The sequence below is a fragment of the Psychrobacter sp. A3 genome (assembly GCF_028823565.1).
Classification (GTDB): Bacteria; Pseudomonadota; Gammaproteobacteria; order Pseudomonadales; family Moraxellaceae; genus Psychrobacter; species Psychrobacter celer.
This window is the reverse complement of record NZ_JAPEHS010000006.1, coordinates 31,917-56,153: the sequence shown is the minus strand read 5'-3', so window position 1 is coordinate 56,153 and position 24,237 is coordinate 31,917. Positions and strand designations below refer to the sequence as shown.

Sequence of the window (24,237 nt, the reverse complement as noted above, 5' to 3'; positions counted from 1 at the left end):
CTACCAGTTGTTATTCATCACTCATGAGTCAAATACATGCCTGAATCCTTAAACATTATCGACCTTATTACCCAAGCCAGTTTGCTGGTACAAATCGTCATGGCGTTGTTGTTATTGGCCTCGCTACTTAGCTGGGTAATTATTTTTCGTATGAGTGCACGGCTGGGTACTGCCAAAAACTTCGATCAACAATTTGAGACGTGGTTTTGGTCGGGTGAAGACTTGGCCAAGCTCTATCAAGGCGTTCAAGGCTCGCCTGATCGGCAAGGGCTTGAGCAGATTTTTTATGTTGGGTTTTCTGAATATTTAAGAATGCATAAAAAACGCCAACCCAAAGACGACATCATCGATGGTGTGGAGCGCAAGCTACGTGTCGGATTGGGTCGTCAGCAGTTATTACTAGAGTCAGGACTGACCACGCTTGCCAGTATTGGCTCAGTGGCGCCTTATATTGGACTGTTTGGGACGGTTTGGGGCATTATGAATGCGTTTTTGGGGCTATCACAAACTGAACAAGCCACCCTCGCTGCGGTCGCTCCTGGGATTGCTGAAGCACTGATCGCCACTGCTATGGGTCTATTTGCTGCGATTCCTGCTGTACTGGCCTACAACCATTTCACCGCCAAGTCTGGCCGTCTGTATGAGTCGCGCGCGCTGTTTTGTGATGAAATGACTGGTATGCTCCAGCGTGAGACCAGCGCTGAGCGCAGCACAAACCGCGAAAACAACCCAAGCTCAGAGGCACCATCGAGTGCCAGTCAGGTGCAAGGACGCTAAGTATATGAGACAAAGCCCCTATCGCCGTGAAAAAAAACCCCTAAATGCAGAGATGAATGTCGTTCCTTATATCGACGTCATGCTGGTACTACTGGTGATATTTATGGTGACCGCGCCGCTGCTCATCACTGGTGTCGATGTAGATCTGCCCAAAGAGCAGACCAACACCATGAGCCAAAGTCAGCTACCAATCATTGTGTCTTTGACGGCGAGCGGCGAGCTATTTATCAGCTATGAAAACAACATTGACATGCCGATTAGTGAGCCTGAGCTGATCAATACGCTGTCCAATCTCCAAACACAAAACAGCAATACTGGCAAGCCACCAGTACAAGTGATGATCAATGCCGATCAAAACAATCAGTATGGCGCTATCATGACATTGATGGCCAGCCTACAACAAGCAGGGGTCGAAAAAGTCGGACTACTCACTGGTGCGCCTTTACCGACCCCATCGCTGTGATCGTCTCGCTATTTGTGCTAATACAGTGCCAAGCAATGATACAGCAAACCATAGCAAACAATCTGATATACCACGCTCATGAGTAATCACACCATGCATAATGCCCCTGTCGTTTATGTGCCCACCGAGCCTGAAGGCAACGGGCTCACCTTACCTATGCTGCTGAGCTTGCTCGCACATGGGCTGGTGCTGGGCATCTTGATATACGCGTATCAACATACCGATGTAGAGACAGCAGGTAGTATCGAGACGGTCATGGTCTCGCCAGAGCAACTCGCTGAGATGCAAGGACAGATATTGGCCAACCGAGCTGCCGCTGCAGAGGCCATGCAAACCGACAGTAGTACAAACGGCATATCCAGCACCTTGCCCCCTCAGACATTTGATAGCGGCTCTACCAGCCAAAGCACTGACCAACCGAATGCGCAGCGAGCACCTGTATTCACACGCTCTGACGATCCTGCGAGTGCACCAATTCTCATGAGTGAGACGCAGCATCAACGTCTGCTTGAGCAAAATCAAGAATATGAACGCCGTATGGCAGAGTGGGCAGCCAAGCTTGATGAAGCCATATTAGAAGAACACGAAGCAGTTGAACAAGATAAAAAAAAGCAGCTGATAGAGGAACAAAGGCGGCTGGATGAGTTTCATCAGAAACAAAACAACCCACCCAAGATTACTCGTCCTACGACTACCGACCGAAACCTAAAAATTAATACTGGTGGTTCTGGTAGCGCAGGTAAAACCTTTGACTTATCAGAAGGTCAATCCACCCTCCTTGGTGACACGGTCACCACCAGCCCAAACAAAGGCAGTAGCCGAACAGCTGCCAGCGATAACCGCGGTGCTAGCAATAGTGAGATTATCAATTTAATCAGACGCCACTATAATCCGCCCCCCGCCGCAAAAGGCTCTACCCAGCACGCCACATTAACAGACGCCACTATAATCCGCCCCCCGCCGCAAAAGGCTCTACCCAGCACGCCACATTAATCATCACGGTCAATGCCAGCGGCAGCGTGGTCAATGTCACAGCATCGGGGCCAGACAGTGCGGTCAACGAGGCCGCCAAACAAGCTGTACTCGATCTCGATGGCAACCTACCGATCGATACTAATGATCCCAGATATCCAACCTTTACCATACAGTTTAAAGGAAGCAACTAACACACAATTTAAGGCACATATTATTGATAACGTTACTTAAATAGCTTGTACCCTAGACGATACTCCCTTATTCTAATAATAAACTAAAACCTATAAAAAACGAGACTTACATTCCCTTAGGAGCCCAACTTACTCATGCTTATCCATAAAAACCTACTTGCCCCTTTATGCATTAGTGTCACCACGTTGCTTGCTTCTGCCAGTGTGTTGGCAGCGCCTGTCGTTTTAGAGCTGAACTACGAAATTCCGGTACAACAAAACCAAGTCGCGTTTGTACCCTTTGCAGGAGACTCGGTACTATCGCCGATTATTCTCAATGACTTGAGCAAAACAGAGCTAAAAGTCACCAGCAAAGACCTGCCGCAGCAGCCGCATAGTAGCAGCGAGCTGGCAGGTAGCTTGCCGGTCTGGCAGAGCATGGGTATTCCTTATTTGGTGGTGGGCAGTACTCGCAGCAATCGCGGTAAAGTCATCACAGAGTATGAGGTCATCGATGTCAAATCAGGTCGGGTGCTACAAGGCAAGCAAAGCCTCAGCGCTGACAACAACAAAGACAGCATGCGCTATGCCGGTCACGTCATCGCTGATAAGGTGTATGAGCTGATCACCGGTACGCCAGGCGACTTCTCAGGACGCATCGCCTATATCGAAGAAGTAGGCACCGGCAAACAAAAAGTCTCACGCCTAAAAGTGATGGATGCCGATGGCGAAAACGCCAAGACCATCACCGAAGTGGCAGGCTCTATCTTCTCGCCTGCTTGGTCTCCTGATGGCAACCGTATCGCCTATGCTATCCAACGCGACCAGTCTTATCCAGTGATTTATATCCAAAACGTGAGTGGCGGCGGTGCCAGCGCACTTACTCCATTTAAAGGCAGCAATCTTAGCCCGTCGTTTTCGCCCGATGGTAGCAAGATACTGTTTTCTAGCAGCTTTGAAGGCAGCGCGCATATCTATGAAATGAATACTAGCGGCGGCCAGCCCAAAAGACTGACCAACTGGCCAAGCAGCGAGGTACAGCCAAGCTACGCTCCAGATGGTAAATCGTTTGTGTTTGTCAGTGACCGTGCAGGCTTTAATAAGCCGCAGATTTATCGCTATGAGTTTGGCTCAGGGCGCACGACCAAAGTCTCAAACAGTAGCTACGCCACCAGTCCGCAGTTCAGTCATGATGGCACGCAGATCGCCTTTTTGAGTGGGCGAGCCGCAGCGGTGATGAATAGCAATGGCGCGGTGACAGCCAACTTAGGCAATACGGGCATCGATGAAGCGCCAAGTTTTTCGCCAAATGGTAAGCGTGTGGTATATGCCACTACCCAAGGTGGCAAAGGAGTGCTAATCATCAAGTCCCTAAATGGCGGTGAGTCCTTTGGCAAGTCTGGTCAAGGCGTGATACGCTCGCCCGTTTGGTCAGCCAGCCCACAATAGACTCTCATATCATCAATCCGATATGAAAACGATGCGGCGACTTTATCTTGGAGGCCACAGCATCCACAAAAAACGCCTGATAGTTAATCAGGCGTTTTTGTATGCCAGCGAGCTACTCGCTTGGATCATGGCCTGGTGGATTGGCGTGTCTTAATTTGGCAACATCGGCGGCGGTCACCGTATCGGTAAACCCATTGAGATCGCTGACCACATATTGCGTGACAGCAGCCATTTGCTCATCGTCCATCATCATATGAAAAGACGGCATACCGCGAAAGCCATTAATCAGAATATCGATAATATAATATTTTGACTGCATCTTGCTGTTGTTCGCCAGCGGCGGATAATACCCTGCCCCGTACGCGCCTTGACCTTCGTGCATATGACAGCCTGCACAGGAGTCGTGGTATAGCTTTTTGCCATCGGTGGTGACAAAAGCATTGGTGCCCTCAAACTTTGCCTCCCATTTGCTAAGGCTTGCATCTTGCGCCATACTTGGCAACGAGCTGTCATCGACGACGTTGATCTGCGGGGCTTTTAGCTCATCGCGACTCATATAGACACCGCCCCAACTGCCCGTATTACGGCTGGCTTGATAATCTGAAACAAGGTCAGCTTCTTGTACACTGGCCACTGTCTCCACATCATCTGCTTGCTGGCTACAGCCCATTACCACCGCGCCACTCATCACACTCAGCAACATCACAGGCAGCATTTTTGATGTTGTATTCTCCCTGATTGTTTTTTTTACGATTGCATTGTCCATGATAGCCTCTGAATTTTATTGTTATCAATATTAACCAAGCATTTTTGCTTTTTTATGCAGGCGATTGGCGGCGTCTATGCCAGATAAAATAGCGCCTTCTTGCCATGCTGGGATATGAGAGCAATGCTCGCCAGTTAAGACGATACGATTGTCTATGCTGCACAGCGTATCGTAGTGCTGTTTGCGGCTAGATTCGCTCCAGATACCATAACAGCCCAAAGTCCACGGAATGCGATGCCAGACCACTGATGTCCCAGCACGAAACTCTTTGGGATACTGTGGGTGGATGTACTTACCATAAGCCAGTGCGACGTTGATGCGCTCCTGCGGCGTTAGGGTATTAAATTTATAAGAAGTAGCGCCAAAACCATACGCCCCTAATAAAACGCCTGTGCCGTCTTTAAACATATCCTCAGAGGGATAAGCGATTTGGGTAATTGGCATATTGGTATAGGTTAAGCCGAACCGACTTTATAAGAAGTATCATAAGGCACTGCCGCCATCGCCTGCTTCATAGGCTTTGAGACATTGATATCAAGCTGGGTCAAAACAGTCAGAGGAATATTGCAGACACACCAGTCCGCCCGTACCGTCTTCACCGTCCCTTCTGGGTTATTGCTATCCACATAGCTGACCGTCACACCCGTTTCATCTTGGTGAATCTTAGTGACCTTGGCATTAAATTCGATCATATCGCGGCACTCACGCGTAAAGGCGTCGCCTATCTTACCCATGCCACCTACTGGCTGAAACATTGTGGGCTGGTGCGCATACGTCATATGATTGCTATAAATATCAGACCACATGCCTGAGTCTAGTATCTCACTCATCGGTAATGGTTTTGAGGGTGTCTCTGTCGGCATAAGCCCGCCGCCTGGCAAGACGCTATAACCGCGGTGTTTGCTGGTGGCATTGCTCGCGCGATAACGATAGTCTTTGTCCAAAACGCCCCAGCCTTTTAAGCCCTCTAGTAGCTTTTCTTTATCTTCGGTATTGACTGAGCGATCCAGGCCGCCGACGTTGACCACCTTGGACATCAGCTCTGCGATATTGCCTTGAATATCGTTTTTAACATCCCCTAGGCGCTGAGGGACACCGCCGAAGTGATTGGTCCGATGCAAATAAGCTCGATCATTGGTTTGAATAAACGGCTGCATTTCTACGCCAAATTTTTTGCAGTAATGAAACACTGCATAATGATGGCTCGGTAATCGCCAAGGCCCACCATTAAAATAATTGCCTTCTTCAAAGTCGCATGTCACTTCCGCACCGCCAAGCTCGGTATATCTATCTCCGCTATTTAGCGTCCAGCTACGCCCGCCGCCGCGGTTTTGAAACTCCAAAACCTTGACATTATAGCCTGCCTGACGCAGCTCATAAGCGGCCGTCAGACCACCCAAGCCTGCCCCAAGGACGATAATACTAGCGCCCGGAGGTGCCCCTTCAAGCTCCATGGACTCTTGAAATGTCGACTCAGAGGCAAACCCTAGCGTGGTCATCGCCTGATACATCGCCGTTGCTCCGGCTGTTTTACCGATCATGGAGAGCAATTGGCGCCGTGTTGGGGATTGGAGCATGTCTTTCATAATCATATCCTTAAAGTTGGTGCATGACGGTTCGCTTGTGGTTTTTTACTCTGTGTGGCACCGCCAGTTTGAGTATTGATAGGCTCTTTTCCTATAAAGCTATCAGCTTGGTAGCAGACTGATGATGCTACTATGCGATACTCAACGTGTGCGCAGCCGTCTGCCCTATTATTATTTGTGATTGGTTTTGCTAAATAGTCTGGCGTTACTTAGTAGCATCCATGACAAAAGACAGCAAGGTTACGACTGACGTCTTTTGCGCATGATGGCTCGTATTATGAAGATGATGAGCAAAATCGCTACGATGATGCCAATAATCGCCAGCAGACCTGCGTATTTTATTAAAAACGGCTGCTCATTCCCTGCTGACGCAATCCGTTCGACATCAGCAGCACTGACGTCGCTGTCTGTCAGTCCGCCGAAGTTTATGCGTACATAATTGGCGATACTGGCAATTTGTTCACTATCGAGCTGGTCGGCAAACCCAGGCATAATCGGTGAGGTATTGGTACTGCCGACTACCCCATGCAGGATGATATTGACAAGCGCGTCAGGGTTGTCACGGCGAATACTGCTCAGACCGACGATAGGAGAATACTGGGCATCCGGTTGACCATAACCATTGACACCATGGCAGCTACCACATGTCGCTAGGTACAAAGACTCAGGCGAATTACTGCTATTGCCCGCATCTGCTTTGGCTTGAGCCAGATAGTCTTTTTGTGCCAAAAGATCATGAGTAATTGAGTCATTGATAGGGGTTGGCAAGCGTGCCACATCGACAGCTGATACTTTGTCATCTGTCTGCACCACTGGGATGGCTTTTAGATAAGAGGCGATCGCGCTTAAATCTTCGTGTGTGAGGTACTGCGTACTATGAGCCACGGCCTCGCCCATCGGACCGCCAGCATACGCCCGCTGATCCAGCTCCCCTGTCCGTAGATAGGTGACGATATCCTGCTCACTCCAACTGCCGATACCGCTTGACTCGTCAGGGGTGATATTGGGTGCATACCAATGCCCGAGCTGGGCACCAGATAGGTATTTTTCTTTATCAAACCCCATGGTACTGTTACGCGGCGTATGACAAGTACCGCAATGCTCGAGATTATTGACCAAATACTCACCGCGCTGCTGCGTTGGGCTCAAGCCTTCACGGTTTTCGGTCGCTGGCACGTTTAAGAAGTTCCAGCCCAGCATTAGGGCACGGATATTAAAGGGAAACGGCAAATCAGTCTTTTGTTTGGGCGCTTCATCGACAGCGGGCACCGTTTGTAAATACGCAAATAGTGCCTTGATGTCTTCGTCCTTCATACCATGATAAGAAGGATATGGCATGGCAGGATAGAGCATATGCGTAGGAGCACGGCCTTTTTGCAAAGCATTTTTTAGGTCTTTTTCGGTATAATCACCGATGCCATAACGTTTTGAAGGGGTGATATTGGTAGAGTAAATATCTCCCATGGGAGTCTCTATGGCGGTCCCGCCTGTATAGTCCTCACCGTGACAGGCCATACAGTCAGCCGCCCGTGCGATATAAGCGCCGCGATTGACCAGCTCGCTATTGGCGGGGCTGACATTGGGTAAGCTGGCATTTGGTAGGGTGGCATCGGCAACGTTACTGCCTTGCGCCATGACGGTACCAGAGGTCATACCGATGACGAGCACCGATAACATCATAGAAAATGGCTTCATAATATCCTCTTATAGCTGGCATCTAGTTTTAATGATTTGATATTTTTAATTCACTAAGATGTTTTCATTATTGTTATCTTTTAATATTGGCTTCCTGACGTATCTTAAAAATCCATTTTTCCAGCATATGACTTATCAAATAATTTTTGACCAGATAATATATCTGCGTTGACCATCACTTATTTGGCACTGTATGTCTTATTTAAAGCAGCAGATAACACACTCATGGCCAGTATATTGCGCTTATTTATTATCTTTTATTGACTAATGACCGGTCTAAATCAGCGTTATAAATGGTTACTCGATACTCTCTACTCCCTCACTAATGTAAAGCTATTTTTCTACTATTGCTTGCGTAGTAACTTATCACCCCCATTTTTTTACAAAAGTTAAAAAACTACCTGAGCCGACTCGCTTATATCTTTAATAATATACAAAAGCATATTTTATAAAATAGTTTAAAAATATAACAATCAAAAACAATGGCTTACCTTAAAAAATTCATTTTTATATTTTATTAAAACGCGCCATAATCTTGTATAATACTAAAACACTGGCGTTATTTTTTACTTTGGCCTGCCTTTATTGTACATAATAGATACATTGCTGGATGCTGTATCGCCTATCAGACCTGTCATACAGTAATATCGCTTACTTATATTTTTCTATGTTTATATGATTTTCACCGACTTGTTTGTAGTTGGTAGGGCCCTTTTTGAGATTTTATTATGAAGTCACTATTTGCTTTATTGAGCACGATGATGCTGCTATCAGGCTGCCAGTCGTTTCAGTTTGTTGAAAGTCCTATTCCTGTCACCTCTGCGCCTACCACTCTGCACGCTCACGTTCATGAGGCCAAATAAAAACCTCTCTCTATAGTCGATTGGGTATAAAACAAAAAAAAGCAGACAACATTGGCTGTCTGCTTTTTGGATACTATAGTCAGTTCGAAATAAAGTCGATACGCTCATATGCACGTGTAACTGGTCTGGTACAAATTTTCCTTGCTTGCTGTGTCTACGCTGACAGATGCGGCGCAAAATTCATACCAGCTGCACTGTATCGGTTTTAAAGCAAATCAACTATATTTAAGTTAAGAGAGAATAATCACTGATGCTCAAACCATCCTCAAATCGACATAAGCAGCTTAAAACAATATTGTTAGAAATGTAGGATGCGCCGCCTCTGTGGGAGCAGCACGTACATAAAACTTATACCAGTAGCGCCCTGTCACCTTTAGAATAAATCGACTATATGAAATAAACGGCCATATGATATGGCAAAGCTGATACTAGGGTCTACTAGCGGCTGGCTGATGTTTGATAATGGTCTTAGCCAAATGATTACCAAACCAAATCGCGGTATCGATATCGCCAGGTCCTGGCGTCGTTTCAGGCGGCCCATCAAGCGACTGGGTCATCAAGCCCAAAAAGCTCGACAAACGGTTGAGGTCTGTCGCTTCGTGCCCCGTTGGCATTAGCGGCAAGCCAATCCAGTTCATACCATGCTGCATCGCATACAAGGATATCTGCTGTAAGACTGCGAGCTTATCCCCGCTTAAACCGCCTGAATTGGCAAAAGCAGCAGCCCATTTGCCCTCCCATTTTCGGTGGTACCAGCGCTTTGAGGTCTCGTCCATAAAAGTTTTGAACTCAGCGGTGACACTGCCCATATAGACTGCACTGCCAAATACCAACAAATCTGCCTGATCGACAAACGCCCAATCGATGTCGTGCACATCAATCGCGCGTGCCTGATCGGCGGGCAACTGAGTACGCGCACCTTGTACTATCGCTTCTGCGACGCGCTTGGTATGACCATAGTTACTATGATAAATAACCGCCATCGTTACGTTAGGCGGGCTTTGGGGAGCGGCAGCTGATGCAGAGGCTTCGGTTGATGTGTTCATACAAACTCTATAATGATAAATAAAAATAAAAAAACGAAAATAAATAAAGGCCAAATCAGTGACCAATCAAACGGCGTATCGTCTATGACATCTCGCCGCCCGTATAGCTCACAGCGCCACGCACGATAATCAGTGCCATCCGCCCAGTCGCAGGCTGCTGCAAGTGAGTTTGCCGACGATAAGAATAATAGTGCGAGTCGGCATAGCTGCAGCTAATCGGCGCTTTGTTTGCTAGGTTCACGCTCGCATGGCTGAGCTGGTCGGCGGCTATCTTAGGCAAATCTAGTGTGATCTTATCTTTACAGGCAGCAGAATCGGTGGTTTGATGCGCCGCTGATGTGGCCACATACAACTGATCAAAACGCTCTGTACTGCTTAGGGTATGCGCAGGTAATGCCTGACTGTCTCGGCATCCTGCCAATAGCTTGTCTCGCACGCGGCTGTCTACTTCGTAGTTGGCTTGGCTGATACACACCCCTATCCACGCCTGAATTTCTCCTGCCTGCGTAAAGCGCTGCACCGCCGCTGGAATGACACCGCCCGCCAGCCCTTGCCAACCAGCATGAATCGCGGCAATCTGACCACTGGCGGGTTGGTACAGTACCACAGGCACACAGTCAGCGGTCATGATAGCCAGCCCTAACCCTGCTTGTTGACTGACCATGGCGTCCGCTGCCACGGGCTGCATACTTAGCGGACAAGCATCGACATCATAAACATGTTTTCCATGAACCTGATCGACCCAATGCAAACGATTAATATAGCGGCCTTGGGCGCGGTCAGTCGCTAGAGCGTCAACTGGCCTGAGCTGCTCGTTGATGGCCGCCAATACGCGCATGCGGTTGCCTAGTACCCTAACTGCATGATCATTGACATGCAGGCCTAAATTCAGCGCACCGTAGTTTGCCTGAGCGGTTGATTGCTGGCTTTGATATAAATCATTACTAATATCTGTATCTGTCTCAAGACAAGCGGCCGTTTGAAAGACCACCACATCATCAATGTGTGCCAGCACTGTCATTGGCAGGTTTTTTGTCATAGCAGCTTCCTGTCTCTTAGCACGCGTTAACGATAGCACGAGTTAACAATAGTATGACGGTTACTCGTCATCGTAACCATCACTTAATACCGAAATAAGCGTTTGCATGTCTTCTGGCAGCGGTGTGGTGACTTCGATATCCTCGCCTGTGGTCGGATGGACAAACCCTAACGTATAGGCGTGCAACGCCTGACGCGGAAAGCTGCTAATCGCTTGCCGCTGGGCATCGCTTAAACCTGCGCGTAATTGACGACGCCCGCCATAGACACGGTCACCAACTATCGGATAAGTAATATGGCTCAAATGCACACGTATTTGGTGAGTACGACCCGTCTCCAAACCGACGTCTAATAGACAGTAGTTTTCATTCAGCGGGGTCACCTCTAACAAATGAGTGACCGCCTCACGCCCTGCTGTCATCACAGTCATTTTTGTACGCTGATTACGGTGGCGACCGATTGGCGCATCGATACGGCGATGACGTAGCAGGCTTGCCGCATCTCCTGCGACTACGCACTGATAATGACGATAGACAGACTTGTCTTTTAACTGTTCCATCAAGGCCATTTGGGCGGGTTTGGTTTTTCCTATCAGTAGTAGCCCTGAGGTGTCTTTATCGATACGGTGCACCAGACCTGCACGCGGCAGATGGTGCTGCTGCGGATAATGATACAGTAACGCATTGACCAAGGTGCCCGTCTGATTGCCCGCGCCAGGGTGGACGACCATACCGACAGGCTTGTCAATCACCAGCACATCATCGTCTTCGTAGACGACATCGATGTCGATATTCTCGGGTTGATCTTCGCTGTGCTGCTGCAAAGTCGTGGACAGATGCAGCACATCTTCAGCTTTGACACGTACTTTGGGTTTTTGGACTTGGCCATTGTGTAGCAGGCTACCATCACTGATCCAGCCTTGTAATTGCACTCGCGAAAAATCCGTAAAGACTTGCGAAGCCAGCTTATCAATACGCAGACCAGCCTCGTCTTCTGTGACAGTATGGATCACATTCACCACGGCTTGGTCAGCGGCTGGCGCATCATCATCCTCACTATCTTCAATGACATCACCATCGTCACCATCGTCGCTGTCATCGCCCTCTTCATACGCGAATATCTCGCTATTTTCGGGCGCGGCCTCCTCTGCTGCTACACTATCATGTAGCGGCTCATTGAGTGTCATCTGCGTGTCAGCAGTTGGCTTACTATCATTCAAAACATCATTTGGCATCGGGTTAGGTGACTCTTGCGCTGTTGAATCAGTCATGAGCGAGTGATTCGATATTGGATGGGAAGGGTTTGTCATAGCATCATCATTTATCATATGGTCATACCGCTGACATGGGCCAATAAGTCGATTTTGTCAGGCGGTCTTTATCTGCTCTCTTTGTTTACTGTGGACATACTTTGGCTCAGACATCCTGATAAAACCCTATATTAACTGCTTGTTACAGGCTATCATTCGTTCAAAATAATATGTCATTTTTAAAGTGTATCGACTATCTCCAAAGCACTGCCCTCACAAAAAAAAGCAAAAACAATATCATCATAGTGTATCATGCTCAGCGCCTAAGCCCTATAGATGCAGTACAGTATCTGTCAGATTTTGCGCCTCATAGGTCAGTCAGTAATATCGCTTAACTCTCTGAAATATAACATGGCTGTAATTTACTGTATATTTGTCATCGTCAGGGGCATTGCTTATCGCTCGCTAAGGCCGCTCATGCTAAACTGCAAAAATCATCGAGGGTCTGCTATATTGTCAGTGTCAAGCAGGCGCAGCACAAGCACGCAGCCGCCAAAATATGGCATGTATGGTGATGGGCATAAAGATAAACCATAGACGAAGCACAAGTTATTATATAAAGTAAGCCATATTTTGCTGTATGCTATGGGGCTGTCTTTTGATATTGGCATGCTCAATAACAGACCATGAGCCGGTGCCTAAGCATCGTTTTTTATTATTAACCTTTTATATAGCATGGTAGCGCCGCTACTATTATGCGTCCTGTGTCGGAGAAAAAGTATGCAAGCTGTTGGCAATACGTTTATCAAACTGTCCTCAATCACCCTACTGGCGCTGAGCGTAAACCTTGTGGGTTGTCAGACCTTTAAAAATCTGACTGGCGGCAAAGACGTCGACGCGGTAGAAACGGCAGAGAAATCCGAACAAGCTTACTATAACGATGCGATTACTCAGATTGATAAAGGACGCTATACCCAAGCGATCGAAGATTTGACCAATTTGCGCACTTTTTATCCCACCGGTCAGTATGCAGAGCAAGCGCTGCTCGACATGATGTATGCCCAATACGAAAGCGGCAAATATGAGATGGCGGCGGCCAGTGCTGAGCAGTTTATTCGTCTATATCCTTCTAACCCACAGGTCAGTTACGCTTACTATGTGCGCGGCGTTGCCAATATGCAAGGCTCATCTGAGGGTCTTAAACTATTTAAGCTCAATCAAGCCGAACGTGATACAGCCTACTTCCGTCTGGCTTTTGCCAATTTTCAAGAGCTTATCAACAAATACCCAAACAGCCCATATACGCCAGATGCTGCGCAGCGCATGACGTTTATTTATAATCAATTTGCCGAAAGTGAGATGAGTGCAGCCAGATGGTATATCGAGCGCGAAGCCTATGTGGCAGCAGCCAACCGTGCCAAATGGGTGTTTCAATACTACCCACTTAGCGAATCTATCCCAGAAGCCATCGCTGTCCTTGCTTATAGCTATGACAAGCTTGGCATGACGGACTTGGCAAATGAATATAAGACGCTGTTGCAGATCAACTACCCCACGTGGCTGACCCGTGATGGCCGCGTGAAGCTAAGTACCAAACGCGACCGTAGCTGGTTTAATAAGCTTACCTTTGGTCAGCTTGGACGCTCAGGCATGAAAGACACCTCGGTGGCGACAGGTGAGTACAATGGCGCAACCAAAACCCAAATAGTGCGCAATGCTCAGCAGCTCAGATTGCCCGCGAACAACACAGCAAATACCAATACAGTGCCAAGCAGCGCATCGACTAGCAGCGCGCCTACCCGTAATCGCGGTATCAATATAGGTCTGGGCTTGCCTGAAGCTGAAACGGAGCGCGTGACCGATCAAGCCAGTACAAGCTCTACCGCCAGAGAAGCAAACGTCGATCCGCAGAACACCAATCCGGTACGCCGTACGACACCCGTAGAATAGGCGGTTTTTTAGCCCACAGTTTCTGACATCATAAAATAAGGTCAACACATTGTTGGCCTTATTTTTCTGTTTTTGTATGATAGCCATACGCACATAAACGCATATAGACACATATATCCATCAAAACCACTGACCTATGGTAAACTGTTTTTTGTATGAGCATCCCTAACCATATCCTTGAGCAACTAAACAGCCAAGCTGACTTGATCAGCATCATTGGTCGTCATACCACGCTCAAACGTGCAGGTAATGAGTATAAAGGCTGCTGCCCCTTTCATGGCGAAAAATCGCCGTCGTTTTATGTCAATCCACAAAAAAACATTTATCACTGCTTTGGCTGTGGTGTCGGCGGCAATGCCATCAGTTTTTTGCGTGATTATGAAAGCCTTACCTTTATTGAGGCGGTCAATGAGCTATCCAAACAAACGGGCATTGAAGTCCCGCAAGAAGAACAGCGAAATGTGAGCTATCAGCGCACCAAGCAGCCGCCTACTACGAAATCAGCGGCGCGGCCAATTAGCAAGTCACAAGCTGATAGTCCCTCATCACCACATAGGTCTTTTGATAATCAAGAGCAAACAAATCATACCCATTATGCCGAACAGCCGGCCCACGATAGCCATGGCTATGACGATTACCCACCCTTAGCCGCCTATGACTTGGCCCCTTATGCAGCAGAGGACTATGGCTCAGACTACCCAAACGACGCCAGCTACCCGCCCGCTTGGCTAAGCGACTCAGATAGTGGTATGGGTTTTGAGAGTGTCAACAGTATCAATGACGGGGCGCTTGATCAAGAAGGCAACTTGTACGATCTGCTCGAACAAATCCAGCAGTTTTATCAGCACAATCTGACCACGCATCCGCATGCCAAGCACTATTTTTTGTCACGCGGTATCACAGAGGATACATTTGAGACCTTTGGTCTTGGCTACGCGCCCTTTGGCTGGCAGCACCTTGAGCATCAGTTTCCGCAGGATATCGAAGGCCTAAAAGCCCTAGGACTGGTGCGGCAATCTGAGTCTGGCCGCGACTACGACTTACTACGTGATCGGGTGATTTTTCCAATTCGAGACAACCAAGGGCGCACCATCGGCTTTGGCGGTCGAGCGCTCGATGACGAGGTAAAACCCAAATACATCAACTCCTCAGACTCGCCTGTATTCCATAAGCAGCATGTGCTGTATGGTTACTATGAATCTCGCCAGCAGCGCGCCGACAGCTGGCTGGTGGTCGAAGGCTATATGGATGTCATCGCTCTCTACCAAGCGGGCATCTATGGCGCGGTGGCGTCCATGGGCACCGCCATTAATGAAAGCCAGATATCGCGATTACTAACGCTCAACCCGACCCTCACCCTGAGCTTCGATGGTGATAGCGCCGGACAAAAAGCCGCTTGGCGGACGCTTGAGGTGGCACTGCCGGTACTCAGTGACGACAAAGAGCTGCGCTTTTTGACCCTGCCCAATGGCCATGATCCTGATACCTTTATCAAGGCTCATGGCAGCGATGCCATGCGCGAGCAAATCTTAAACGCCATGCCATTGTCGCAGTATATTTTTGCCTATCTCAGTGAGCGCCACGATTTATCCTTGGCAGAAGGCAAAGCCAAGCTGATGTCGCAAGTGCGCTCATTGACCGCGGCATTGCCCAAAGGCAGTAGCTTTCGTTACTTGCTAAACAACGATATTTACCAAAAGCTTGGCGGCAGACGCAACCAAAACAAAGACGCCAAAGATGCGCTGCTAGATTTTGATGGTGAGATGACCATCAGCCAGCAGTTGCAGCTGTGCTTTTTGTTTCAGCCGCGGGCGTTGCTCGATGACCCAATAGAGTCGATTTGGCGGCAGGCAGGTATTCATGATTTGCAGCTACCTGCCCATATCAGACAAAAAACCTCAGCCGATACCTTGCGGCCTTTGGCGTGGCAAGACTTGCAAGATAACGAATTGCTGGATATCGTCAGTACCATCACGCGCTGCTTAAAGTACTTGCCTGCAGATGTAAACGCGGCTGCTCATTTTGTTATGTCCAATGTCCAGCCCGGCACGCAAGAAAACCTAAGCCGTAGCTGGAGCGGTTTTTATCGCGCCTTGACGGCGCGCAATATCTTAAGCCTCGATGGTCTCATTGAAGAGCTGGTCAGCCAGCTACTTGAGCGCAGCATGAAGAAAAAAATACAAGATTTGATAAAAAACCCTGACCATATCAAGCTGGCGATTGTCCGTAAGCAGACCCAACTGCTAAATGACTGGCTACGCGCGCAGCAAGCAGAGCAGTCAGCACAGATGACCACGGTCTAGGGTCGATTGATGTATGGGGGATGACAGTTTTGAAAATGTTATTTCTAAAAATAATGCCTTTAAAAATGCCTTTTTAAAATAATAATTAGACCTGCTAAAAACCGCTGGTTTTTATTAAAAAAGCACATCCCCTTTAAAAGTATGGCTGCCGCCCCCACTACTAGTGATTATGCCAAATAGCCTGCGCACGACTTGATGAGCGGCTAAATAAAAAGACCGCAAATAATCAGTAAAAAACCGTTGGTCACCATCACTACCTCGTGCTTGATGACTGCGGTCTGTGGTAAACTGTGGCGCTGCGTATTGACAGCCTTGTTTGCTCTCTGCTGATTGGCAGATGTCTTTAGATAGATTTTAGGGCGCGTCCTCTTTTTTTAGCCCATTTGTGTGACTATCGACTGAATTGAGGGCATGTCCTAATACCGATATTGCGTCTTGTTTTAGTACTTGATGTTTTTTAAGTTTTTAGCTGTTTTTAGCAAAATTATTGTAGTGTTTTGGGCCTTTATTCATATCCACTCATTTTTGATATTATTGACAACCTCTACGCCATATTTTGATCAATCGATTGATAAGATCAACGCACCCCAAGAGCGATAGCGAGTCACAATATAAAAATGTCCGATGCAAGTAAGCGAGTATTTATGAAAGATAAGTCAGTTTCTCAGTCCACATCTCAACTGGCCACCTTAATCCAAATGGGTAAAGAGCAGGGGTATCTAACCTATGCTGAGGTGAATGACCAACTGCCAGACTCTATTACCGAAAGCGATCAGATCGAAGATATTGTGCAAATGCTGACAGACGTTGGTATCAAAATCTTTGAATCTGCGCCTGATGCCGATGACATCTTGATGAATGATGATTCAAGTGATGATGACATGGCAGCAGACGAAGCAGCGGCTGTACTCGCCTCTGTTGAGACTGAGCCTGGTCGCACCACGGACCCTGTGCGTATGTATATGCGCGAGATGGGCACGGTCGATCTGTTGACCCGCGAAGGCGAGATTGCCATCGCCAAGCGTATCGAAGAAGGTATTCGTGACGTGCAGCATGCCATGGCTTACTGGCCGGGTACCGTACAGTTCGTCCTTGACGAGTATCAAAAAGTACAAGATGGTGAAAAGAAACTGTCCGATGTCATCACAGGTTTCTTAGATCCTGAAACTGAAGAAGACAAAATTACAAGAAACTCCACCCGTTATCAAAGCCAAAGTCAATGCCAAGGCAGCCGCGCTTGACGATGAGGACGACGAAGACGAAGACGACGTGGAAGAGGAAGCGGAAGAAGAAACCAGCGGCCTTGATCCAGAAGAAGTCCGTCTGCGCCTAGAAGAGATCGAGCACTTATTTATCAAAGCCAAACAAGCCTTGCTTGATTATGGCCGTGGTAGTGTCGAAGCAGATGCTGCCTACGCGCTATTGGCAGAGCGTTTTATGATGCTCAAACTCAATAACCGCCTATCAGATCAAGTCATGGCCATCATGCACGATGTCTATGACGATGTGCGTAAGCAAGAGCGTCAAATCATGCGTTTGGTGATTCGCCGTGGTCGTATGCCGCGTGACGAGTTCCGTAAGACCTTCCCTAGCAACGAAACCAATGTGGATTGGCTCATTGAGCGTATCAAAGGTAAGCCTGCATTTGCCGGCACCCTAGAAAAAGTCGCCGATGATGTGATTTTATTGCAGCGCCGCATTCGTGACTACGAGCAGCAGCTCGACATGAAAATCCACGATATGAAAGACGTCGCCCGCCGTATGGCCGTCGGTGAAGCAAAAGCGCGCCGCGCCAAAAAAGAAATGGTCGAGGCCAACCTACGTCTGGTTATCTCTATCGCCAAAAAATACACCAACCGTGGCCTACAGTTCTTGGATCTCATCCAAGAAGGTAACATCGGTCTGATGAAAGCCGTTGATAAGTTTGAGTATCGCCGTGGTTATAAGTTTTCGACCTATGCGACATGGTGGATTCGTCAGGCGATTACCCGCTCTATCGCTGACCAAGCGCGCACCATCCGTATCCCTGTGCACATGATTGAGACCATCAACAAGATAAACCGTGTCTCACGTCAGCTGCTACAGGAGATGGGACGCGAGCCGACGCCTGAGGAGCTAGGCGAACGCTTAGAAATGGACGAAGTCAAAGTCCGTAAGGTGCTCAAAATTGCCAAAGAACCGATCTCGATGGAGACGCCTATCGGTGATGATGAAGACTCGCACCTAGGTGACTTTATCGAAGATGGTACCATCTCAAGCCCTGTTGACGATGCCACAGCAGCTGGCCTACAAGAAGCCACGCGTGATGTATTGGGCAATCTCACCGAACGTGAAGCGCGCGTGTTAAAAATGCGCTTTGGTATCGATATGCCAACCGATCATACACTAGAGGAAGTCGGCAAGCAGTTCGATGTCACCCGTGAGCGTATCCGTCAGATCGAAGCAAAAGCCCTGCGTAAACTGCGCCACCCTTCGCGCTCTGAGCATCTACGCTCTTTTTTAGAGAACGACTAAGTTATCAGGGATATACGGAGTCTAGATAATAGGTCTCAAGTATTTGCTAATAATAATTTTGCTAACATGAAAAAGCTGAGTATATCTCAGCTTTTTTTGTGTCTATTCATTGTAATGTCATAGCGCTACTGGGATTAATTTTGCGCAGCCTCTGGGAACGCAGCACGCAAGTAAAATTTATACCAGTAGCGCGTTTAAATCCATAACAGTTTTACATTCAGCTAACTATATGGTTATTTGAGCATCACTTGCTAATGGTGGCTGTTCTCACCTATCATAGAACGGATTTACTTTAAACGCTATTTTATCGTTATTATTAAAAAATAAACCTTAAAAACAAACCTTGTCGGGGTGCTTTGATTTTTTTGTCGTCAATTAAAATCATGGCTGAGAGTTACCCGCGAACCTGATGCAGTTAGCACTGACGTAGGAAACAAGCGTGCCGATATATAAGTCACATTGACGCCACAACTTGCCAATCTATGTTATTTAGACTGGCAAACGAGTCATGTCTTTTCACCTATGCGCCCTACGCTTTGCTTACTGGTATTTTATAAAGGTAAGTAAAAACCATGAATTACCAAACACTACGTCACCGCTGCCCCACGTGGGATGACTATATTCAGCATGACTTTGTCAAATAATTGGCCGACGGCACCCTCGCCCCTGATAGCTTTCGCCACTACCTTGTCCAAGACTACCTATACTTAATTCACTATGCTCGCGTGATGGCGCTGAGCGTGTATAAGAGCGACACACTGGCACAAATGCGAGTCGGTCAAGCAGGGCTAAACGCCATGCTCGATATGGAGATCGGCATGTATCTAGACTTTTGCCGTCTTTGGGATATCCCTTTGCACGAGGTCGAGAGTGCGCCTGAATCTGCTGTTACCATCGCCTATAGCCGCTATATATTAGACACTGCCATGTCAGGCTCTTTGGCGGCGTTGTATGCCGCGATTGCGCCTTGTCTGATGGGTTACGGAGAGATTGGCAAGCGCATTAAACAAGCTGGATTTATCGCCGGCAACCCTTATCAGCCTTGGATTGATGTTTTTTCTAGCGATGACTTTCAGGCCATTACCGCGCAAAACGAAGCACAGATTGACCTGCTATTGGCAGATGCCAGCACAGCACAGGCCGATAAGTTCCAGCGCTTATTTGACACCGCCGCGCGGATGGAAGTCAGCTTTTGGCAGCAGGCGTTGGACTTGTCTTAGACTGTATTTTTTATAGTAGGGTTCACCGACTTTAAATCAGCGATAGTCCTACTCGCATCGTATCTTATACATTCATTTTATTTAAAATTGATGATAAAACAACAACCACCCTCAAGGAGAGATTTTATGGCAGCATTTGATGAGCACGCCAGCGCATACGACAGCTGGTTTTTGGACAACCAAAACTTACTGGCCAGCGAGCTAAAGCTAGTGGCGCACTTTTTGGATAAGGACAGTGAGATACTGTCTATCGGCTGCGGTAGTGGTCTGTTTGAGATGCTACTGGCCAAGGATTATGACATCCACATCAAACACGGCATCGAGCCGTCAACAGATATGGCAAAAATCGCTGAAAAACGCGGCTTGCTAGTAGATGTCAGCCCTGCCGAAACCAGTCAGATTGCGCCCAATAAATTTGACATCATTATGTTTAACGGCAGTGTCAGCTATATCAGCGACTTGGACTTATGTATCAAAAAAGCCTTTGACGCGCTAAAGACTGGCGGCAAACTTATCCTCATTGACGTCCCAAAAGAAAGCGGCTTTGCCAGTCTTTATAATCTGGCCAGTGCGGTAGATAGCTGGGCGCATCCCCTGCTCGCGCACATCTCCCCTGCCAACCCCTATCCTATCGAGCTGGTCCGCTCTGCCAATTGGCGCACCTCTGATGAAAAAATCAAGCTGATGCAGGCCAATGGCTTTACCGACTTGCAATACGCGCAGACCCTACTGACCCACCCTATGTATGCCAATGACCAAGTGCAAGAGGTCATCGAAGGGTATGATCGCGGTGATTATGTGGCTATTTGTGGGTATAAAAAGTAGCTGTGGCCAAAGACACTTGAATAATACCAGCTGCGCCATCATAAACAGAACAATGTATTTTTATAACAGCGAGGCAACATTATGAGTGACGACCCAAAAGATAACGGCCAAAACCCGACTGCTCACCGAGCGGTCAATGTCACTAACCTAACCCCTAATGACGGTGTGCTAAAAGGCAAAAAAACCGATATCCAAAACCCAGAGCTGTGGGACTTTCCGATGAACTACCCGATGAGCATCATCGGTCATGAAGGCGAGCATGAGACCTTACTTAACGAAGTCAAGCTTATCCTCGGTAGTCAGTTCCCTGATTTTGATTTGGCCTCGATAGATGTCAAACCCTCAAAAACAGGCCGCTTTCACTCAGCACGCGTCAATCTGTATCTGACCGAAGCTGAGCAAGTAAACACGCTGTATGCTGCTCTTGATAGCGCCAAGACTGTCCGCATGGTGTTGTAGGGCTTTTTGTCACGATAAGCGCTGCTAACCGACGAGCTGATGGACTTTTAAAAAAACCAGTCCGTTTTTCGTCTAAATCGTCACTCATATGGGTGGCGATTTTTTATGGTCTGCTGTACAATCTGCGTCCGCATCGTGCAGCTGCAAAACAAGGCTATAGATCAATTTTTTGGGCGGCAATAAAAAGTAAATGTCTACCACATTTTTACAAAAAAAATTATCCACGAGGCTATTCGCCCCTAACCCTTATGCCATCACCCTTTGCCAAAATTGGCAGCATCGGCAACCTCTTGGCAACATAGATTGCCACTAAAATCAATATAGCATTTTCAAAAATTTCCCGCTATATTGTGCCTACCTACTAACAAATACGCTATATGTAGTGCTCAGTGAATTTTTAATTTACTACGAGCAGCGGTAGAGTTTTGCCTAAAAAACACCCTACCACCACAAGACAGCTATAGCGTCATAAAGCATGCCAGCGGGCTCTTTCCGCTTTGCATCACAATAAGCAATCAACTTAAGAGGGCAACATGACACACATCGACAAGATCAAAGTGACCAAACGTGACGGACGATTAGAGCTGATTGATTTGGATAAAATCCATAAGGTAATCGAATGGGCCGCGCACGATTTAGATAATGTGTCAGTGTCACAAGTGGAGCTTAAATCGCATATTCAGTTTTATGAAGGCATCAAAACCCGTGACATTCACGAAACCATCATCAAGTCTGCCGCAGATTTGATCTCTGAAGAGACGCCTGATTATCAGTATCTGGCCGCGCGCCTTGCTATCTTTCACTTGCGTAAGATTGCGTATAACAAATTTACCCCGCCGCACCTATTTGATCATGTAACGACTCTGACAGAGGCAGGCAAATACGATGAGCATATCCTAGCCGACTATAGCCGTAGCGAGTTTGATGAGTTAAACGAGTACATCGACCACTGGCGCGATATGAATCTTGCCTATGCCGCGGTAGAGCAAATGGCAGGCAAGTACCTCGTACAAGATCGCGTCACCAAGCGCGTTTATGAAAGCCCGCAGTTTTTGTATATGCTGGTCGGTATGTGCCTGTTTGCCAACTACGACAAGGCTAGCCGCTTAAGCTATGTCAAACGCTTCTATGATGCGACCTCACAGTTTAAGATTTCCCTACCGACGCCTATCATGTCGGGTGTGCGTACGCCATCGCGTCAGTTTAGCTCGTGCGTCTTGATCGAATGCGGCGATAGCCTAGACTCTATCAATGCCACCACCAGCGCCATCGTACGCTATGTGTCACAGCGCGCTGGTATCGGCATCAACGCTGGTCGTATTCGCGCCCTTGGCAGCCCTATTCGCGGCGGTGAAGCGCAGCATACTGGCTGTATTCCATTCTATAAATTATTCCAAACTGCGGTGAAGTGTTGCTCACAAGGCGGCGTACGCGGCGGTGCTGCAACGCTGTTTTACCCACTATGGCATCTAGAAGTTGAATCACTCCTTGTACTCAAAAACAACCGCGGCGTCGAAGACAACCGCGTCCGTCATATGGACTATGGCGTACAAATCAACAAAACGCTATACACTCGCCTGATCAAAGGCCAAGACATCTCGCTGTTTTCGCCCTCGGATGTCCCAGGCTTGTATGATGCGTTTTTTGAAGATCAGGACAAATTTGAAGCGCTATACACCCAGTATGAGCAAGACCCAAACATTCGTAGCCGCCAGATCCCAGCGACAGATCTGTTTAGTCTGATGATGCAAGAGCGCGCCAGCACTGGTCGTATCTATATCCAAAACGTCGATCATTGCAACACCCATAGCCCGTTTGACGCGACCGTCGCACCGATTCGCCAGTCAAACCTCTGTATGGAAATCGCGCTACCGACCAAACCACTTGATAACATCAATGACGAGACTGGCGAGATCGCGCTTTGTACCCTATCAGCGGTTAATCTAGGTAAAGTCGAGAACGTCAGCGATATCGAAGAGCCAGCAGAGCTGATCGTCCGTGCACTAGACGCCCTACTCGACTATCAAGACTATCCAGTCAAAGCCGCTGAAAACGGCAGTATGCGTCGCCGTACCTTAGGTGTGGGCGTGATCAACTATGCGTACTACTTGGCCAAAAATGGCGTGCGCTACTCAGATGACTCAGCATTGGGTCTGACACATCAAACCTTTGAAGCACTACAGTACTATCTGCTCAAAGCCTCAAACAAATTGGCCAAAGAGCAAGGCGCCTGCCCTGCGTTTAACGAAACCACATACTCGCAAGGTATCTTGCCGATTGATACCTATAAGTCTGACTTGGATAACATCTGCCAAGAGCCGCTACATCTCGATTGGGAAAGCTTGCGTCAAGAGATCACCGAGCATGGCCTGCGCAACTCTACGCTAACGGCCTTGATGCCGTCTGAGACCTCAAGTCAGATCGCCAACGCCACTAACGGTATCGAGCCACCACGCGGTCTGGTGTCTATCAAAGCCTCAAAAGACGGTATCCTCAAGCAAGTGGTACCTGAGATTGACAAGCTAAAAGGTCAGTACGAGCTACTATGGCAAATGCCAAATAACGATGGCTATATCAAACTGGTCTCTATCATGCAAAAGTTCGTCGATCAAAGTATCTCGGCCAACACCAACTACGATCCGGTGCGTTATGAAGGTGGTCGTGTTCCAATGAAGATATTGCTTAAGGATTTGCTCAACGCGTATAAGCTTGGCGTGAAGACGTTGTACTATCATAACACTCGTGATGGTGCCAATGATGCGCAAGCGGATATGGAAGATGATTGTGCTGGCGGGGCTTGTAAGATTTAGGTGAGAAGCGTCAAAAAATTGCATGTCAATTTTAGGTTCGCAAGAGAAATTCTTTAAATAGGATTTCTAGGGATGGCGG

At 47.8% G+C, this 24,237-nt stretch carries 17 protein-coding genes and 2 pseudogenes; 13 read left to right on the top strand and 6 right to left on the bottom strand.

The window, feature by feature from the left end; translation table 11 throughout:
* Positions 1 to 36 precede the first annotated feature (36 nt).
* The 5 genes from tolQ (at position 37) to NK638_RS02165 (ending at position 3,834) form a co-directional block, all read left to right on the top strand.
* On the top strand, positions 37 to 777 hold the full coding sequence (gene tolQ / locus NK638_RS02185) for a protein TolQ (RefSeq protein ID WP_105246049.1): 741 nt from the start codon (positions 37 to 39) through the stop codon (positions 775 to 777).
* A 4-nt stretch (positions 778 to 781) separates the two neighbouring features.
* Positions 782 to 1,240: a protein TolR gene (gene tolR, locus NK638_RS02180; protein WP_274631757.1), complete on the top strand. Its 459-nt coding sequence runs from the start codon at positions 782 to 784 to the stop codon at positions 1,238 to 1,240.
* 78 nt (positions 1,241 to 1,318) lie between these two features.
* On the top strand, positions 1,319 to 2,233 hold the full coding sequence (locus NK638_RS02175) for an energy transducer TonB (protein WP_274631756.1): 915 nt from the start codon (positions 1,319 to 1,321) through the stop codon (positions 2,231 to 2,233).
* Positions 2,234 to 2,259: 26 nt separating this feature from the next.
* Positions 2,260 to 2,406, top strand: a complete 147-nt coding sequence (locus NK638_RS02170) for a hypothetical protein (protein ID WP_274631755.1) — start codon at positions 2,260 to 2,262, stop codon at positions 2,404 to 2,406.
* Between the two features lie 135 nt (positions 2,407 to 2,541).
* Complete coding sequence (locus tag NK638_RS02165) at positions 2,542 to 3,834, top strand: translocation protein TolB (RefSeq protein ID WP_274631754.1); 1,293 nt, start codon at positions 2,542 to 2,544, stop codon at positions 3,832 to 3,834.
* Positions 3,835 to 3,946: 112 nt separating this feature from the next.
* Here NK638_RS02165 and NK638_RS02160 read toward each other — a convergent pair whose 3' ends face one another.
* The 3 genes and pseudogenes from NK638_RS02160 to NK638_RS02145 form a co-directional block, all read right to left on the bottom strand.
* On the bottom strand, positions 3,947 to 4,600 hold the full coding sequence (locus tag NK638_RS02160; protein WP_274631753.1) for a c-type cytochrome: 654 nt from the start codon (positions 4,598 to 4,600) through the stop codon (positions 3,947 to 3,949).
* 30 nt (positions 4,601 to 4,630) lie between these two features.
* Positions 4,631 to 6,186, bottom strand: a pseudogene (locus tag NK638_RS02150) (flavin monoamine oxidase family protein).
* A gap of 240 nt (positions 6,187 to 6,426) precedes the next feature.
* Positions 6,427 to 7,881 (bottom strand): cytochrome c, encoded by a 1,455-nt coding sequence (locus NK638_RS02145; protein WP_274631750.1) that lies wholly within the window; start codon positions 7,879 to 7,881, stop codon positions 6,427 to 6,429.
* A gap of 728 nt (positions 7,882 to 8,609) precedes the next feature.
* Between NK638_RS02145 and NK638_RS02140 the strand changes: the two genes are divergently transcribed.
* Positions 8,610 to 8,744 carry a hypothetical protein gene (locus NK638_RS02140; protein WP_264298675.1) on the top strand — a complete coding sequence of 45 codons (135 nt, stop codon included), beginning with the start codon at positions 8,610 to 8,612 and terminating at the stop codon, positions 8,742 to 8,744.
* Between the two features lie 428 nt (positions 8,745 to 9,172).
* Here the strand turns inward: NK638_RS02140 and NK638_RS02135 are convergent, their stop codons facing one another.
* From NK638_RS02135 to NK638_RS02125, 3 genes are all read right to left on the bottom strand, one after another.
* Positions 9,173 to 9,790 carry a flavodoxin family protein gene (locus NK638_RS02135; protein WP_446739797.1) on the bottom strand — a complete coding sequence of 206 codons (618 nt, stop codon included), beginning with the start codon at positions 9,788 to 9,790 and terminating at the stop codon, positions 9,173 to 9,175.
* Between the two features lie 82 nt (positions 9,791 to 9,872).
* Positions 9,873 to 10,829, bottom strand: coding sequence for a polyphenol oxidase family protein (locus NK638_RS02130; protein ID WP_274631749.1), 957 nt, complete (start codon positions 10,827 to 10,829; stop codon positions 9,873 to 9,875).
* A gap of 60 nt (positions 10,830 to 10,889) precedes the next feature.
* On the bottom strand, positions 10,890 to 12,137 hold the full coding sequence (locus tag NK638_RS02125) for an RluA family pseudouridine synthase (protein ID WP_274631748.1): 1,248 nt from the start codon (positions 12,135 to 12,137) through the stop codon (positions 10,890 to 10,892).
* 720 nt (positions 12,138 to 12,857) lie between these two features.
* Here NK638_RS02125 and NK638_RS02120 point away from each other — a divergent pair.
* The 7 genes and pseudogenes from NK638_RS02120 (at position 12,858) to nrdA (ending at position 24,158) form a co-directional block, all read left to right on the top strand.
* Positions 12,858 to 14,027 (top strand): outer membrane protein assembly factor BamD, encoded by a 1,170-nt coding sequence (locus tag NK638_RS02120; RefSeq protein ID WP_274631747.1) that lies wholly within the window; start codon positions 12,858 to 12,860, stop codon positions 14,025 to 14,027.
* Between the two features lie 155 nt (positions 14,028 to 14,182).
* Positions 14,183 to 16,330 carry a DNA primase gene (locus NK638_RS02115; protein WP_274631746.1) on the top strand — a complete coding sequence of 716 codons (2,148 nt, stop codon included), beginning with the start codon at positions 14,183 to 14,185 and terminating at the stop codon, positions 16,328 to 16,330.
* Between the two features lie 644 nt (positions 16,331 to 16,974).
* Positions 16,975 to 18,844, top strand: a pseudogene (gene rpoD, locus NK638_RS02110) (RNA polymerase sigma factor RpoD).
* A gap of 644 nt (positions 18,845 to 19,488) precedes the next feature.
* Positions 19,489 to 20,064: a thiaminase II gene (tenA, locus tag NK638_RS02105; RefSeq protein WP_274631745.1), complete on the top strand. Its 576-nt coding sequence runs from the start codon at positions 19,489 to 19,491 to the stop codon at positions 20,062 to 20,064.
* A gap of 126 nt (positions 20,065 to 20,190) precedes the next feature.
* Positions 20,191 to 20,889, top strand: a complete 699-nt coding sequence (locus NK638_RS02100) for a class I SAM-dependent DNA methyltransferase (RefSeq protein ID WP_274631744.1) — start codon at positions 20,191 to 20,193, stop codon at positions 20,887 to 20,889.
* A gap of 81 nt (positions 20,890 to 20,970) precedes the next feature.
* Positions 20,971 to 21,348 carry a YbeD family protein gene (locus NK638_RS02095; protein WP_105246079.1) on the top strand — a complete coding sequence of 126 codons (378 nt, stop codon included), beginning with the start codon at positions 20,971 to 20,973 and terminating at the stop codon, positions 21,346 to 21,348.
* Between the two features lie 533 nt (positions 21,349 to 21,881).
* Positions 21,882 to 24,158, top strand: coding sequence for a class 1a ribonucleoside-diphosphate reductase subunit alpha (gene nrdA, locus NK638_RS02090; protein ID WP_274631743.1), 2,277 nt, complete (start codon positions 21,882 to 21,884; stop codon positions 24,156 to 24,158).
* The last annotated feature ends 79 nt before the right edge of the window (positions 24,159 to 24,237 follow it).